The organism is Adhaeribacter rhizoryzae, from assembly GCF_008629685.1.
Classification (GTDB): domain Bacteria; phylum Bacteroidota; class Bacteroidia; order Cytophagales; family Hymenobacteraceae; genus Adhaeribacter; species Adhaeribacter rhizoryzae.
This window is the reverse complement of sequence record NZ_VWSF01000001.1, coordinates 34,269-48,456: the sequence shown is the minus strand read 5'-3', so window position 1 is coordinate 48,456 and position 14,188 is coordinate 34,269. Positions and strand designations below refer to the sequence as shown.

Annotated in this window: 16 protein-coding genes; 6 read left to right on the top strand and 10 right to left on the bottom strand. The window is 39.0% G+C overall.

Features of this window, described 5'->3' with window-relative positions:
• Positions 1-147: 147 nt before the first annotated feature.
• Positions 148-1,023 carry an alpha/beta hydrolase gene (locus tag F0145_RS00175; RefSeq protein WP_150086052.1) on the top strand — a complete coding sequence of 292 codons (876 nt, stop codon included), beginning with the start codon at positions 148-150 and terminating at the stop codon, positions 1,021-1,023.
• Positions 1,024-1,289: 266 nt separating this feature from the next.
• Positions 1,290-3,773 carry a TonB-dependent receptor domain-containing protein gene (locus tag F0145_RS00170; protein ID WP_150086051.1) on the top strand — a complete coding sequence of 828 codons (2,484 nt, stop codon included), beginning with the start codon at positions 1,290-1,292 and terminating at the stop codon, positions 3,771-3,773.
• Between the two features lie 208 nt (positions 3,774-3,981).
• Here F0145_RS00170 and F0145_RS00165 read toward each other — a convergent pair whose 3' ends face one another.
• From F0145_RS00165 to F0145_RS00125, 10 genes are all read right to left on the bottom strand, one after another.
• Positions 3,982-5,403 (bottom strand): hypothetical protein, encoded by a 1,422-nt coding sequence (locus F0145_RS00165; RefSeq protein WP_190277437.1) that lies wholly within the window; start codon positions 5,401-5,403, stop codon positions 3,982-3,984.
• 82 nt (positions 5,404-5,485) lie between these two features.
• Entirely contained in the window at positions 5,486-5,821 is a 336-nt protein-coding gene (locus F0145_RS00160; RefSeq protein WP_150086049.1) for a hypothetical protein, read from the bottom strand.
• 152 nt (positions 5,822-5,973) lie between these two features.
• Entirely contained in the window at positions 5,974-6,612 is a 639-nt protein-coding gene (locus tag F0145_RS00155; protein WP_190277436.1) for a hypothetical protein, read from the bottom strand.
• A gap of 159 nt (positions 6,613-6,771) precedes the next feature.
• Positions 6,772-7,050 (bottom strand): SMP-30/gluconolactonase/LRE family protein, encoded by a 279-nt coding sequence (locus F0145_RS26755; RefSeq protein ID WP_190277435.1) that lies wholly within the window; start codon positions 7,048-7,050, stop codon positions 6,772-6,774.
• A gap of 26 nt (positions 7,051-7,076) precedes the next feature.
• On the bottom strand, positions 7,077-8,129 hold the full coding sequence (locus F0145_RS00145) for an SMP-30/gluconolactonase/LRE family protein (RefSeq protein WP_150086046.1): 1,053 nt from the start codon (positions 8,127-8,129) through the stop codon (positions 7,077-7,079).
• Positions 8,130-8,240: 111 nt separating this feature from the next.
• A complete protein-coding gene (locus tag F0145_RS00140) occupies positions 8,241-9,014 on the bottom strand; it encodes a hypothetical protein (protein ID WP_150086045.1) in 774 nt (257 codons plus the stop codon).
• A gap of 302 nt (positions 9,015-9,316) precedes the next feature.
• Positions 9,317-9,478 (bottom strand): DUF6970 domain-containing protein, encoded by a 162-nt coding sequence (locus tag F0145_RS26040; protein WP_190277434.1) that lies wholly within the window; start codon positions 9,476-9,478, stop codon positions 9,317-9,319.
• Positions 9,479-9,629: 151 nt separating this feature from the next.
• Positions 9,630-10,577 carry a membrane-binding protein gene (locus F0145_RS00135; RefSeq protein WP_223815747.1) on the bottom strand — a complete coding sequence of 316 codons (948 nt, stop codon included), beginning with the start codon at positions 10,575-10,577 and terminating at the stop codon, positions 9,630-9,632.
• A 424-nt stretch (positions 10,578-11,001) separates the two neighbouring features.
• Complete coding sequence (locus tag F0145_RS00130) at positions 11,002-11,505, bottom strand: hypothetical protein (protein WP_223815746.1); 504 nt, start codon at positions 11,503-11,505, stop codon at positions 11,002-11,004.
• A gap of 10 nt (positions 11,506-11,515) precedes the next feature.
• Positions 11,516-11,905 carry a hypothetical protein gene (locus F0145_RS00125; protein ID WP_150086043.1) on the bottom strand — a complete coding sequence of 130 codons (390 nt, stop codon included), beginning with the start codon at positions 11,903-11,905 and terminating at the stop codon, positions 11,516-11,518.
• 452 nt (positions 11,906-12,357) lie between these two features.
• Between F0145_RS00125 and F0145_RS00120 the strand changes: the two genes are divergently transcribed.
• From F0145_RS00120 to F0145_RS00105, 4 genes are all read left to right on the top strand, one after another.
• On the top strand, positions 12,358-12,558 hold the full coding sequence (locus F0145_RS00120) for a hypothetical protein (RefSeq protein ID WP_150086042.1): 201 nt from the start codon (positions 12,358-12,360) through the stop codon (positions 12,556-12,558).
• Between the two features lie 178 nt (positions 12,559-12,736).
• Positions 12,737-12,925, top strand: coding sequence for a hypothetical protein (locus tag F0145_RS00115; RefSeq protein ID WP_150086041.1), 189 nt, complete (start codon positions 12,737-12,739; stop codon positions 12,923-12,925).
• A gap of 240 nt (positions 12,926-13,165) precedes the next feature.
• The gene (locus tag F0145_RS00110; RefSeq protein ID WP_150086040.1) at positions 13,166-13,366 is read left to right on the top strand and encodes a hypothetical protein; all 201 of its coding nucleotides are present in this window, start codon (positions 13,166-13,168) and stop codon (positions 13,364-13,366) included.
• A gap of 391 nt (positions 13,367-13,757) precedes the next feature.
• Positions 13,758-14,147 carry a hypothetical protein gene (locus F0145_RS00105; protein ID WP_150086039.1) on the top strand — a complete coding sequence of 130 codons (390 nt, stop codon included), beginning with the start codon at positions 13,758-13,760 and terminating at the stop codon, positions 14,145-14,147.
• Positions 14,148-14,188 lie beyond the last annotated feature (41 nt).

Here is a 14,188-nt window from a genome sequence, read left to right as displayed (position 1 = left end):
ATGACAGGAGTGGCTTCCGAAGGCTGATAGAAAGTCATTTGTATAATTTATGCTTAACAGAAATTATTAATTACCAGCTTCGAAAATTATTTACTTTCTTAAACACTAAACTTACTTTTTTACCTGCTTTGCGGCAAACACCCCAACATGAAAAAGCTTTTTAAAATAGTCGGGATTATCGTCTTAATTATATTTTTATTAATTATTGGGTTTGGCTTTTATACTTATAAAACCAACCCCACTATAAAAGCAATGGTTAATAACGATGAGTCTAAACTGTATTATTTTCCTAGAAAAGATATGCGGGATATGAGCCATTTAGCTTTCACCGAAAAATCGTTACCGGTAGCTGATTCCGTTAAAATTCAAACTTATTTTTTTAAAGCGGCTACGTCTACGCCCAAAGCCAATATTTTTCTGGTACACGGAGCAGGCGGAAATGTTACCTACTACCAGGACCTTATTCAAACTTTAATAAAGGGCAATTATAATGTGTACACAGTAGATTGGCGGGGCTACGGTAAATCGGTGGGTAGCCCTAACTACAAAGGAGTTATGCAAGATACCCAGGTAGCTTTTAAAGATTTTATAAACCTTACCCAATCCGATTCTCTGAAAAAATTAGTATACGGCATGTCGTTGGGCGGGCAAATGGCCGTTAAAATTGTAAGCGAAAACCAAAATTTAATTGATGCGCTGGTGCTGGAGGGCAGTTTCAGTTCGGCCCAGAATATAGCCATTGATTATTCGCCGGTTAGTTTTCTGAAACAAAAAGCTAAAGAATCGCCGCAAGATTTTAACCAGGAGTACGTAGCCGAAAGAGATATTAAAAATATAAAAAATACACCCAAATTAATTATTCACAGCGAAGTTGATAAAGAAGTAGCTTTTTACCACGGCCAGTTAATTTACGACCACGCCCAAGAGCCAAAAGAATTCTGGAAAACCCGTACCAAGCACATTACCACCTTAAAAGAACTGCCCCAAGAAACCATTGCCAAAATTGATAAATTAATATTATAAACGCTGTTAAGTTTCCGTTGTAAGGCAATATTTTCTTTTAAACAGTTTATTAATTTAAGGAGCCCTGTCCTTAGCAAAATATTACTTTACACGTAGCACCAGGCGGTTTATTCCGGCAAAAGTTTAGGTAAAATTATAGCCGGATTGCCTGCCTTTTTGCACTTTATTTTAACAACTGCTTCTTTATGAATGCGGTAGATTAAATATAAATTTAAACAATACCCCTCGTTAATCGTTTTTATATAGGCAAACGTTAGACGAACGGCATGGAGAAGTTTTTATATTTATCTTTGATTTTCAGCATCTTCCTCACAAATCAGGTAGCAGCACAGTTAAACCCGGTAAATCCTGTTGCAGGTGGCGGTAAAGTACGGGGAACTTTAATAGATCAGAACAGCCGCCAACCCGTAGGCTACGCCAATATTATAATGCTGCCAATTGCCGATACCTCCCAGATTGCTGGCGGCGCCATGACCGATGACCGGGGCAATTTCCTTGTCGATAATTTGCCGTATGGCCGGTTTATTGCCAAAGTATCGTTGGTAGGTTACAAGTCTAAACGCCTGCCGGTTATTGCTTTAACGCCCGAAAACCCGGAAGCGCGCCTGGGTACCATAACGTTTGCGGCCAGTAGTGCTCGGTTGCAGGAAGTACAAGTGCAAGGCGAGCGCCCCACCGTAGCTTACGGCCTGGACCGCAAAGTAGTAAATGTAGCCAAAGATTTAACCAGTATTGCCGGCACCGCCACCGACGTGATGAAGAACGTACCCTCGGTTACCGTTGATGCCGATGGTGGCATAAGTATGCGGGGCAGCAGCAACCTGCGTATTTTAATTGATGGCCGGCCCACCGGCATGGTCGCCGATAACCAGGCCCAGATTCTCGAACAAATTCCAGCCAGTTCTATCGAAAGCGTCGAAATCATTACCAACCCTTCTTCTAAATTCGATGCCGAAGGCGAAGGCGGCATTATTAATATTATTCTGAAGAAAGAAAAAAACCAGGGTTTTAACGGCTTAGCTTCGGTAAATGTGGGTACCAATAACCGCTACAATGCTTCGGTGGGTGGCAATTACCGTTACCGCAAATGGAATATTTTTGGCAACTACGATTTCCGGAAAGATAACCGCAACGGCTACGGCAACCAGGAACGCTACACCACTTTTGAAGGCCGCACCACGTTGCTGGACCAGGACGAAGAAGAAACCCGCAACTTTACAAACAATGTAATTAAACTAGGCACCGATTTTAGCTTAACTAATACTCAAACGCTGAGTGCCTCGTGGCAGTACCGCAACCGCCTTTCCAAAGAAAACGAAGAAGTAATAAACCGGTTGTTTAGTCCTATCCAAAGCCTGCAAGAGCAATATAGCCGGAACAATATCGAGAACGACCGCAGCCACAATTCGGAATATACGCTGGGCTACCGCAAAACTTTCGCAAAAAAAGGCCGTGAACTCACCGCTGATCTTATTTACAGCACGGCTACCGGCGGCGAAAACCAGAATTTCACCCAACGCTACTTAGTATCGGCCGAAACCCGAACCCCGGTTCTGGAAAGAAGCAATACCGACGAAACCAACTCGCAACTCACCGCCCAAATAGATTACTCCGACCCCATTGGCGAAGATGGCCGCTTCGACGCCGGTTACAAAAGCATTATTAGTACCCGCGACGACGATTACCGATTTGAGGGATTAAACAGCCTGACCGGCCTTTGGGAAAATAACCCGGGCATTTCGAACAACTTTATTTTCGACCAGCAGGTGCACGCTTTGTATGCGACTTACGGCAATAAATTTAATAAAACCAGTTACCAATTGGGTAGCCGCCTGGAATATACCGGCAACAAAGGCGTGCAAAAAGCCTTGAATATTACCGCCCCCGATACCAGTTATCTTAATTTTTTCCCGAGTGTATTTATTACCCAGGAAATCAATAAAGACAACCAGTTACAGGTAAGTTACAGCCGGCGCATTAACCGGCCGGGCATGTGGGATTTGAACCCGTTTGTAGATGTATCGGACCCCTTGAACCCGCGGGGCGGAAATCCGGCTTTGCGCCCCGAATTTTCGAATGCGTTTGAACTGAGCCAAATTCACTACGGCAAAAATAACTCCGGCCTGAATACCACTTTGTTTTACCGCAAAACTACCGATGTAATTCAGCGCTACCGCCAAATTATTGATAGCGTTACCACGTTTAACACCGATATTAACCTGGCTTCGCGGCAAGCATTTGGCCTGGAATTTATTGCCACCAAAAATCTGACCCGCAACTGGAAACTGAACGGAACGGCTTCGGCTTTCCGGAATATTTTAAATGGCACCAACGAAGGCACCAATATAGATAACCGCAACTTTAGCTGGACGGCTCGGCTAAACTCTAACCTTACTTTCTGGAAAGGCCTGGACTTACAGGTTGCCGCCAATTACCGTTCGCCGGTATTATTGCCGCAAGGCACCATGTCGGCTATATTTTTCACCGAGATGGCCCTGAAAAAAGATGTGCTGAATAAAAAAGGTACCATTAGCTTCCGGCTGAACGATATATTTAATACCATGGAATTTAATTTTAGCCAAGCTGGCGAAAACTTCAATTCCGAAAGCTACCGTAAACGCCAATCGAGGATTGCTTTTATTGGCTTTTCATACCGCTTCGGCTCCACTCCGGGCCAGCAAAACCGCGACCGTAACCGCCGCAACCAAGACAACGACTCCGACGACACCAATGCTCCAGAACTAGATTAAATAAAGAAACTTAAATATTATTATAAAACGAAGCCTGCGCTTAAGTTTTTGCTACTGGGTCATCCTGAGCTTGTCGAAGGTTCTATTAAAACTATGAAAAAGTAAATTCAGCTATTTCAACAAACTTAACGTAACCGCAAAAATTTGAGCGCATTAATCAATTGATAATAGTATATTATAACTGGTGTAAGGCAAGTCTAGGCGAATGTTAATTTCTAGCATCAAAAAAATTATTTCTTTTATCAACTAATGCCGAGAAGTCGATTTGAAAGTCTTGATTAAGTTTTCGCTTTTCTTCGTACGATAGATTTAATTGCTGAATAAAAGAGTCTAATTCTTCAGAAGCTGTAAGTAAAAGTTTTGAAAGATGGTGCAGTTCACTTTCGGTTAATTTAATATCTTTTAAAAGCTTGCTGATACCTTTAATATTGGCAATGGGCCTTCTGATAATATGTGAAATATCGAACAGGATTTGTTCTACGGAAGTTACATAATCAACAAAGGGGGTTATATCTTGCGAAGCACCATACCATATTGTTTTGCCATCGGCTGTATTTTCCGGAATGGCGCTTAGCCACCGCCATCTTATTATACCATTTATAATAATTCTGTACTGAACAATAAGATTCTTTTTGGTTTTATAAGCCTCTAAAAACGCATTATGTACTTTAGCCTTATCAGCTTCGTATAATACTTCAGTTGTTCCTGTCGTGTCTTCAATTATATCTATATAATCATAGTCGTAATTAAAAGCTTCATTGCCTTTATTAATAAACAACATTTTAGTATGGCCGTCTGGTAATATTTCGAACTGATAAGTATTAGCCGGTATGTTGCTCGTAATTTTTTTTAACAGTAAAGCATCCGCATTATTTTTCTCAATCGCTTGCCAACGCTCAATAAATATTGCTAACAACTTGGCAAGTATATTAATCAATCTTTCTTCTTCGTACAAAAATATCGAACTTCCGTAGGCAGGCACTTCCTGTTGGTAACAAACTTCTAAATAACCATACTGTTCCTTTTCACTCTTTATTGCTGCTTGCAAGAGCCATTCTGTTCTTTGGAAATTATCTGTAATATATTCTTCATCATTCGCCAGTAATATGCGAACCCCAGTAACTTCCGGGTATTGCCAGCCTTCCTTAATAATAGGTAAACAAAGTTCTAAGGCAGTTTGCGTATCGGGGTATTGCGAAAAGACTTCCACTACTTTTAAAATAGCCAATTGTTCTTTTACGCGCTCTTTTAATTCATAAGATAGTTTTTTGCTTATTTCAATTGGGTCGATGGTCCAGATATATAAACTTTGCTCAACCGATTCAAAAAGTACAGCTTTAATATCGGCGTAAATAATTGTGCCTGCTTTACTTTTTACCCAATATTTATGTTCTGTCTGGTATATTTCTAAAAAATCTTCAAAACTAAAGCTTGCATCGGTTTTGATATAATCTTTCAAAAATGATTTTTCAATAAAATCGCAAAAGTTTAACCCCGAAAATGCAAGCATTTTATCATCTAACAAGGCAACTGCATGTTCATTTATGAGTTTAATCTCTCCCTTAGTATCCGTAACAATTAATGGCACGGGCGCCGAATTAAAAAGCACTTCGTATGACACCTCACTCATATTTCTTATTTAATTTTCAGTCAACGTGTTAGATTAAGACACGCGTTAGTGGGTTTTAGTTGTGGTTAAGTGTAGTTATCTTTTATTTATTTTTAGATAAATCAACTTCTTCCTTTATAAAGAATTTGCTTTTACTCAAAATTTGATCAATTCTTTTAACACACTCCTGATTATCGTCTGCCAAAATAAAGGCAAAATCCCATATATCCTTTGACAGCAAGAATTTTCCCTCTGAAGAATTAACATGGAATAAAACTTCGTTATTCATCCATAACTCCAAGATTTCTTCAAACTCTAAATTAATTGGGCTTAAAGCTTCTTTTAAGTCTGTCAAGAAGTTTTCCTTCTCTACACCTTTCACAAATTCAATTAAAAGCTTGCCACTTCCATAACCAAGTCTAATTCTGTAATTATACATCTCTTGTTTTAATGCTTGCCAATGTTAAAGTGTTTATGAAGCTGCAACATTAAAATAGGTTAGTTTTAATTAACCGCAATAACAAAGTAATAATTTATAATTAATTGCTCATTTGGCCAAGCCTAATTTCATAACCATACTGTTGTACGCAGCTATTCCTCTATCAGGCAAGATTGCAATTGGTTCCGATTCCAATAAAATACATCGTTGCCTCCTTCGTAAAGCTCTTTAAACTTACCAATTCCCACACCATCACACTTAAAATCTACGGTATTAAGATCCGATGGGCTTAAATCGGGGTCTATTATATTATAGCGCCCAGGTTTATATAATGTAAGCACAAACTCAATTTTTTCACCGGCGGCACCAATTTCTGTTAACTCCACGGCTTCAAAACTGTTATCAACTTTTAAAAAAACCACAGCTGACAAACTGTTCTTTCCCTTGTCAACGATCAATGCTTGGTCCTTTTGCCCATTACAATCAAAGTCACCCGCTATAGAATTCACAAGAGAACTATCCGTTTTGTATTTATTAAATAACTGCGGATACCACATGTTTTCATTCGGAATAGACCAAGCCGGATGATTTTTTTCAATAAATAACAGCAATTCTGTACTAATATACTTTTGGTAAATTTCGTCCAGGCTATATTTTTTTTGAGCATCTTCAGATATTATAGATTTCATTGGCTCAACTACATCATTTTTCAATGGCGGTAATTCATTCACCTTTTCCATCTGCTGACACGATGATAACCCTAAAAATAGAATTGCAAGTAGTTTATACATTTGATTGCATATAATGTTGAGGGTATTTCTGCAGTAGCGGTATTCTGTGTTGCTTCCGCAACAGCCATGATTTATTCTTGAACAAAGCTATGTTGTTGAGTATTTGCCTTGAAGCCGCTGTTTTTAGAAACATTATGTTGTACGTTCGTGCTTGCTGTTTTATTTGTTTTCAGAAAAAGCGAATCCTTCTTTGTTCGTCTCGACCATATAAATGCTTTTTCCGCCTGCGATAAATAGTGTTTTACTGTATTTTCCTCTTCCAAAGCAAAGATTGGTCGCCTGCGGACATCTGATCTCCGATAATTTGTTTCCAGCTGCATCATAAACGACCACACGGCCGCCTAAAGCAATATAAAGATTGCCCTCTGCGTCGACTGTCATGCCATCCGGTACAATGCTGTTTCCAAAATCAATGAGTTTTAAAGGTGCCTGAAGCAAACCATTTTCCTGTAGGTTGAAGGCAATTATTGACCCTTCACCGCTTGGCCCCAGCGTGTTTTTTCTTCAGGCAAAAACCACCGGTTGCCATTACCGGGAAAATCACAATTCACCACGTAGAGGTTCTTCTGGTCAGGTGAGACAGCTATGCCGTTGGGCTTGTTCACATTAGCGGCAACCAAGTGCACACTGCTGTCGCCATCAATGCGGTAAACGCCCATTTGATTCTGCTCGACTGGATCATTGGCAACGTAGCTGGGATCTGTAAAATAAATTCTTCCTTTTGCATCTATTGAAAGATCATTAGGTGAATTGAACGGTTTGTTTCGATACTGACCGGCAAGGACATGGGTGATGCCCGTCTTCATGTTTGTCTTTGTAACGCGTCGGCCACCACCACCGGCCTGCTCGCAAACGATGAGGTCACCGTTTGCATCAAATGCAAGTCCATTTGCCATTCCACTTGGAGAGCGAAAAACTTTATACGCTCTGGTTTGTGGGTTCAACGTCCAGATGATCCCTGTCTTTGTTTGTTCGCTAAAATCAGAGAAGTAAAGAAGACCATCCTGGGACATTGCAGGTCCTTCCAGAAAATCCTCACCGTTTGAAAAGATTTCCTGAACGCTTGCCGCTGCTGGAAAAATGTTTCCGCCACCTGTTTTTTGACTGTTTAAGCCTCTTTGGACATTTCTTTTTTGTGGAGTTGCATAGGAAACAGCCGTAAACGAATAGTCCCCTGTAAGATCGTTGAATGTTACTTTATAAGTACCAGCAAGAGAAATGGGAATGTTTGCTCCGCTTGCAACAGCGATGCCCAAAGGAAAAGAGCTGTTGCCCCAGTTCACATCCCAACTGTTGTTTGCTCTAAATTTTACTTCTCCGTGCGACAAGGGCAACATTACCTGCCATTGGTGCGGTTCGTTCCCTCTGACTGGTTTCATCGGAGTTGATGCATCCCATCCTTTTGGAGTGGCAGAACCAATTATTCCCACTGTGGTATAATTCGTCTGTGCCTTAACAAGCAAAACAGAACATAGGGTCAGAAAAAGGAAAGTTGACTTCAGTAGTGCAATTCTCATCTAAGCAGAGGTTTAAATAAAGTGAGCGTTGAAAAAATATCAAGGACATGACGCACAACGGTTGGGCTAAAATGTATTTAAATACTTTTCAGGGGTTGTTGGTAGAAGTTATTATGCTAAACCATTGACTAATAATTCTGAATAAGTATTTTTAGTAAGATTTATTTTTACTCTAAATCGGCAATCGCCACCATCATGTCCTAAACTAAACATACTGTACTCAAATGTTTTAATTGATTCCGGGCTTTTACAGTGGCACATTATTAAAGCTTCTTTTTCTCCTTTTTCATTAATAACTATCATACATTGCTTAATGTACTCTGTTATATCTCTTTCAATTTCTTTTGGATTTTCTTTCAAACAAGCCTTTAGAATTTCATCTATTTTAATTAGATCTGATTGAGTTATATCATAAGGGCTGGAACTTTTAGGGAAATAGATATATAGGTTAGGATTAAAAGAAAAGATAGCGTAATCATTAAAGCTTTCAAAATCAAGTTTAGAGACTACTGGCACTCTAGATTTACTTATCTTTAACTTAAATGTTGATTCCGCATCTACAAACTCAATAAATCCATTCTTGATAACCGCTTTCTCACAACCGTTAAATCTAAACCGACTAGGGAAAAATATAATTGTATCTTTATTTATAGAACAGTAACCTACGAACTTTTCTTTCTTCTCATAATCGTAGTCCTTATAGTTAACTTCATAGGTATAGCTACTATCATTGAAGAACTTGAAAATAGAATTACCATTTCCATACCTTAATATACTTTCAGCACGGATTAATTCCTCTTTGTGCGTTTTTTGTGTAGGCTGATTTATCTTATTACAGTTAGTTAACAAGCAGAGAATTGAAAATAAAAGCAGGTAAATTTTCATTGAGTAATATTGTCAAACTATTGTTAACTAGGGTATAAACCGAATATTTGGCTTAGCTGCAATATATTAGTAGTTGCAGCTAACTATAACTGAACTATCGAATATACTATCTATATAAACAAGTATAAAGAGAGCAGTAGAATATTTTGCGCTTAGTAGTTCTCTATTTGGGTGCAAATATAAAGTACTTGCCAAGAGATTTGTTTACAGGGTTACACGTCACAACGTGCCCTGATGTAAGTGATAAGAATACTAATATTATTGTCTGTTTTTAACTCAGAAACAAACGCTAATTATTTTATTTAGCGCTTATCTTCCCAATTTAATTTCTCGTGCTGACGCGTTGTAAAAAAATCCTCGCATTTACCGCCGCCGCGGCCGAGAATGCCGCCGTTGGGGTGGCAAATTATTTTGACAGGAAGTAAACAGCGCCAAGAATAAAAAATAAAGAATGGTTTTTTCATAGTTCTGCAAGATGATTTACCAATATAAAGGTCTTTACCAGAAGTATATAGCAGCTTTAAATTAGTTACATAAGCATAAAAAAAGCCCTGAATAAATTCAGGGCTTTGGTATTAATTATAATTAATTATTCTTCCGGAATATTTTTAAACGTTAAGATAAGTAACCTATCCGGTCGCCGTCTTCGGTTACCAGCACGCCATTATTACCTACATAAATAGTATCGAAATAAGAGCTTTGTAATACAAAAGGATAATTGCGGCTGTTGGTATTGGCCATTTTACCAATTACCTCTACCCTACCATTATCATCTACGTGAATCAAAGATAATTTTTTGGTCAGGTAAAACCGCTCGCCCGGTACCGCTCTAAAAGTTACTTTCCGCAGAATATCGGCCTGGGTTAATACTACCCGCTGCGCGCTGGTTTGCCGAACCGGTGTACGGTTTGGAGCCGATGCCACTACCGGCGCTTGCTGCTGCGGACGCGTTACTGGCCGGGCAATTGCACCGTTAGATTTGGTACTGGCAATAATTTGCTCGTTGGCACTTTGCCAGCCTTTGCTAATAGAAGCCAACCGGGAACTCCGGCCCGGGTGCGTATAAGAACCTTCTTCATCGGATAACAGGCGCATGGCAGCCTGGGCATCGGCCATGCTGGCGCCCATCTTGCGCAGTACAAACCCAGAAAATTCATCGGCTTCCAATTCGTCTTGCGGGTTGCTGCCACTTCTGGATAAAGTATGGCCGTTCAGGTGGTGGCCTATCTCGTGGGCCAGAATACTTACGGCAGCCCAGTCGGTTTTAACGGCATTATTTACCGCGGCCACAAACTGGCGATTGTATAAAATATACCGTTGCCCGTTATAAATAACGGCTGCTGCATTATCTACATCAGCTTCCCGTACTTCAAAGCGCGGCTTCAGACCCACTACATCAATAATTTCTTTAATAATATCGCGGGCACCCGGTGCGCCATACGTATTACCCGGAACAGCACTCGTATTTTTGGTAGCCACGGCTGCCTCGGTTAAGGCGGGCGCTTGCACCAACGACACTACTACTACCAACCAGGCCAAACCCCGTTTAATCATGTTTTTCATAGCGTTTATAATTAAATATTTTTAATATTATTTTCCTGTTTTTAAGGCAAATAACCTGTCTGCTTTATTGGGCTGTCTGGTTAATGTTGCTCTACCTATATTAGCAAACTTGCTGCCAATTTTTATAAAAATAGCATTTTACCAAAAGCAAATATTCCTGTTTTTACTAACGGCATACATCTGATATATAGTATATTAAATAAGCATTTTTTGCACTAATATTAGTTCTTGTAGCCACCTGCCTGGGGTTTGGCGGTTGAGTCTTTACTCGTGCTAAACTTAAAAAAACAAAAAAGCTCCTCAAATTTAAAGGAGCTTTTGCATCAGAAACCAAATACTAAATATTGGCTTACCTACTTATGTCTTAAATCTGGTAGCCAGTAGTTTGCTTGTTGGGGGCAAGAAGCAACTTTAATAAAAACGATTAATCCTTTTGGGTTATAATATTCAGGTATTCTTCGTCTTTATTTAGGCTATACAAAAATGGGCTGGTAATAGCTTGTTTGGTCTTTTCTATTTTAATAATGCGCGAAACATCGGCTAAAAACAGGTCCGGATTAACTAAGTTATTATCGACCATAACTTTTAAGGTGCGGTCACTAGCCGGAATTTTGTAATAATCCAGCACTTCATCTAATCTTAACAGCGGAATATTGGTTTGTAACTGGGCCAAAATAATGCCGCCTTGCCCCTTTTCGCCAAAAGGCACCAACTCCAGCGAATCGGTGTAAGTTTTAATTATTTTCAGGTTACTCCGATCGAGAATTAAAGAATGATGATTTGTTTCCAACGAACCAATTATTATTAAAGGCTGCTTAACCGTTACTATTGCCATTTTAGGGCGAGATGGCGTTTCGGGCAAAAACTGGCCGAAAGAAAAATTGCTATAAAACGTTAAAAGCAGGAAAACAAGACAACCTTTCTTCATATAAAGTTAACTAAATATCCTGCTCAATACCGGCTATACAGGTAATATCTACTAAATTATTATGGCCATAGCCCGCCACATTACAAGGTGTAGCGCCCATTTCTACGTAAGATTTTTTGTAGCCTATAATAATTTGCTGCCCCACTTGTACAGGAAAATCTTTTATTTTAAACACCAGTTCATTTGTTGGCCCATAGGCGTAAGAGGCATTTACCGGCACCACTACCTGGTTGTTCTCTAACAGCAATTGCAGGCCGCAACTGGGCACGTACTGCACTACCGCCAGGGTATCGCAATTTTCCTGCGGCATTACAGCATCTTCTTTCTGGGTACAGGCCGAAAAAGAAAAAGCCCACACTAGGAAAAGCAACATAAAACGGTTCAAGTATGTATTTTTCATAACCAATGGGTTAATTAAGCCGGTAAAAAAGCAAGTTCTTTAATGAGTAAGAGTAAATTCAGCCGTAATTGGTTGCTTGCGCCAGTATTTATTTTTTCTGATTTAATATAGCCAATAATCAAACCAAGAATAACCGCCTGCCCTTATTAACTTAACTATTTGGTAACTTCAGGAGCTAAACTAATTCTTACCGGAGCCGTTCTGATTGGTGTAAAGAAAACTAAATATTGTTGTATGGTAACTGCCGGAGAACAGGTTTGTGTTAAAGTATAAGAATAGCCTTGCTTTTAACTTACCAATCAATATTTTTTTCGGCATTTACTTAAAATAAGGTGTAAATACTTAAAAATCAGCAAATTTATTTACAACAATGAATCTTATCAGCATTTTAGTGTTGTATGATTAATTAAACCATTTATTAACATTTAAATATCTATTATAATCATTCGGTGATGTTACAACAAGAGGAAACTCAGCCTTACATTTTATCAAAAGTAGACCACTTAGAGCGGTTTAACATTCGGGAGTGCATTGCTTTTATGCGTTATTTACAAACCTTGGAAGTAGCCGCCCTGCAAACAGCAGAAAACAAAGCTAAGATCGAAAAATTAGAAAAGAGGTTTGTGCAGTTAATGAAACCGAATGCGGCTTAATAATATTAACTACCTGAAAATATTTACTATTTAAGTTTATAACCTAAATGGATGGGAATGCGACAGTACATTTCCATCCATCTTCCGGCAAGCATAAACCCATTATTATTTATTGATTTTCAATTGCTTATCTATTTCTTTTTTAGTAAATTTATTTCACGACCTAACGCTTAACACCATGAAATCCGAAACTAATTCTACCATGCACCTGCCTGCGCTCGACTCTCTTGAAAAGCTAGATATAGGAAGAGCCCTGGACTTTTTACGCTATCTGCAAAGCCTGCAACCAGCTCCGGCCGAATCGGGCAGAATAAGAACCTATATTCAGAAAATTAAGCACCGCATTACTACCTTGGTTATTGGTTAAATTTTATTGTTTTTATTTATCTCTCTATTTGCCGGTACCAACCGGTTTACAAAGCTTGGGCAAGTAGTAACCTTAATGTTCCGGCAGGCATAATTATCTGCCAGGTTTTTATTGGTGGTTGTATATTCTGCTATAATTTATATTACTCCATACTATAATAATATTTAATCTTTCAGGCTTCTGCCTCTGTTTTGCCGGCTGTTATTATGTAAGCACAAGGTTTTAAAACCCGGAGTTGCTATGGAAAATACATACGAAAAAAGATTTAAATTAAATCAGCTAAACACCTTTGATAAAGCGGCGTGCGAAGAAACTTTAATGCTGCTGCGTTACCTGTACCGACGGGAAGAAGACCTGGCGCACCGGGTAGAACTTAGCCGATCGATGGAACAATTGGAGCATCGGATTAAGGAATTAACTTTAACGGAGCCTCAGGCGTAAGTAACGCCTGCTTTCAGGCCTGCGCTTCTTTTCTGCCCCACGTACTAAAACCAGCTATAAACTACGTAGCTGTTTTTTGTTAAGCCCGCAGCTTTGAATATAAATAAGCCGGCTCATGCTAAATTTGGTTAATAACTAATGCTATTAATTACCCCTTTAGGTTACATCTGCCGCTTACTGCTAATTACAAAGCTTACCACGTTACCCGAAGCGCTTGTTTTAATTCTTATCAAACTACAAATTACTAACCCTATTAATTAATAGTTAAATTTATAATTTTATTTATAAATAAGCTTAAAATATTGCTTAGGAATATTATTATTCTGTATTTATTTTTGTAAGACTAATTTTTGAAAAATATTTTATTATTAATTATTTTCTATTCAGGCTTATGAAAAAAATCATTACACTCTTATTAATCTTGTTTCCGGTAACCTTGTTTGCACAGGAATTAATTGGCAAGAAGAAGAAATACATCAGCTCTATTAAGCCTACTTCTACCCTGATTGTAGATCTGCCTAATATGAGTATCTGGAGCAACAAAGCCGAAGCGGGCTCGCTTTACCTGATTTGTTATTTTAACAACGATAAATGCGATAAAACGGTAAGCATTTACCCCAACGAGAAGTTACAGCAGTGGGAAAAAATTCTGAATTCGAATTGCGCCAAGGTTAAAGGCGAAGAATTGCTGTGGCTGGATCAGCGCCGGCAGCTTTATTTCCGGGTAGTACCTTGCGAAAACCAAACCTTTGCTTTAGAAAGCACCAAAGCAAACGATTAATAGCGTTTAAACGTACGTGTAGTCAGGTATAAAATACCTTC

Excerpts from the sequence above, each read along its gene's own strand:
- F0145_RS00175 (WP_150086052.1), top strand. The coding sequence starts at position 148 with ATGAAAAAGCTTTTTAAAATAGTCGGGATTATCGTCTTAATTATATTT.
- F0145_RS00170 (WP_150086051.1), top strand. The coding sequence starts at position 1,290 with ATGGAGAAGTTTTTATATTTATCTTTGATTTTCAGCATCTTCCTCACA.
- F0145_RS00165 (WP_190277437.1), bottom strand. The coding sequence starts at position 5,403 with ATGAGTGAGGTGTCATACGAAGTGCTTTTTAATTCGGCGCCCGTGCCA.
- F0145_RS00160 (WP_150086049.1), bottom strand. The coding sequence starts at position 5,821 with ATGTATAATTACAGAATTAGACTTGGTTATGGAAGTGGCAAGCTTTTA.
- F0145_RS00155 (WP_190277436.1), bottom strand. The coding sequence starts at position 6,612 with ATGTATAAACTACTTGCAATTCTATTTTTAGGGTTATCATCGTGTCAG.
- F0145_RS00145 (WP_150086046.1), bottom strand. The coding sequence starts at position 8,129 with ATGAGAATTGCACTACTGAAGTCAACTTTCCTTTTTCTGACCCTATGT.
- F0145_RS00140 (WP_150086045.1), bottom strand. The coding sequence starts at position 9,014 with ATGAAAATTTACCTGCTTTTATTTTCAATTCTCTGCTTGTTAACTAAC.
- F0145_RS26040 (WP_190277434.1), bottom strand. The coding sequence starts at position 9,478 with ATGAAAAAACCATTCTTTATTTTTTATTCTTGGCGCTGTTTACTTCCT.
- F0145_RS00135 (WP_223815747.1), bottom strand. The coding sequence starts at position 10,577 with ATGAAAAACATGATTAAACGGGGTTTGGCCTGGTTGGTAGTAGTAGTG.
- F0145_RS00130 (WP_223815746.1), bottom strand. The coding sequence starts at position 11,505 with ATGAAGAAAGGTTGTCTTGTTTTCCTGCTTTTAACGTTTTATAGCAAT.
- F0145_RS00125 (WP_150086043.1), bottom strand. The coding sequence starts at position 11,905 with ATGAAAAATACATACTTGAACCGTTTTATGTTGCTTTTCCTAGTGTGG.
- F0145_RS00120 (WP_150086042.1), top strand. The coding sequence starts at position 12,358 with ATGTTACAACAAGAGGAAACTCAGCCTTACATTTTATCAAAAGTAGAC.
- F0145_RS00115 (WP_150086041.1), top strand. The coding sequence starts at position 12,737 with ATGAAATCCGAAACTAATTCTACCATGCACCTGCCTGCGCTCGACTCT.
- F0145_RS00110 (WP_150086040.1), top strand. The coding sequence starts at position 13,166 with ATGGAAAATACATACGAAAAAAGATTTAAATTAAATCAGCTAAACACC.
- F0145_RS00105 (WP_150086039.1), top strand. The coding sequence starts at position 13,758 with ATGAAAAAAATCATTACACTCTTATTAATCTTGTTTCCGGTAACCTTG.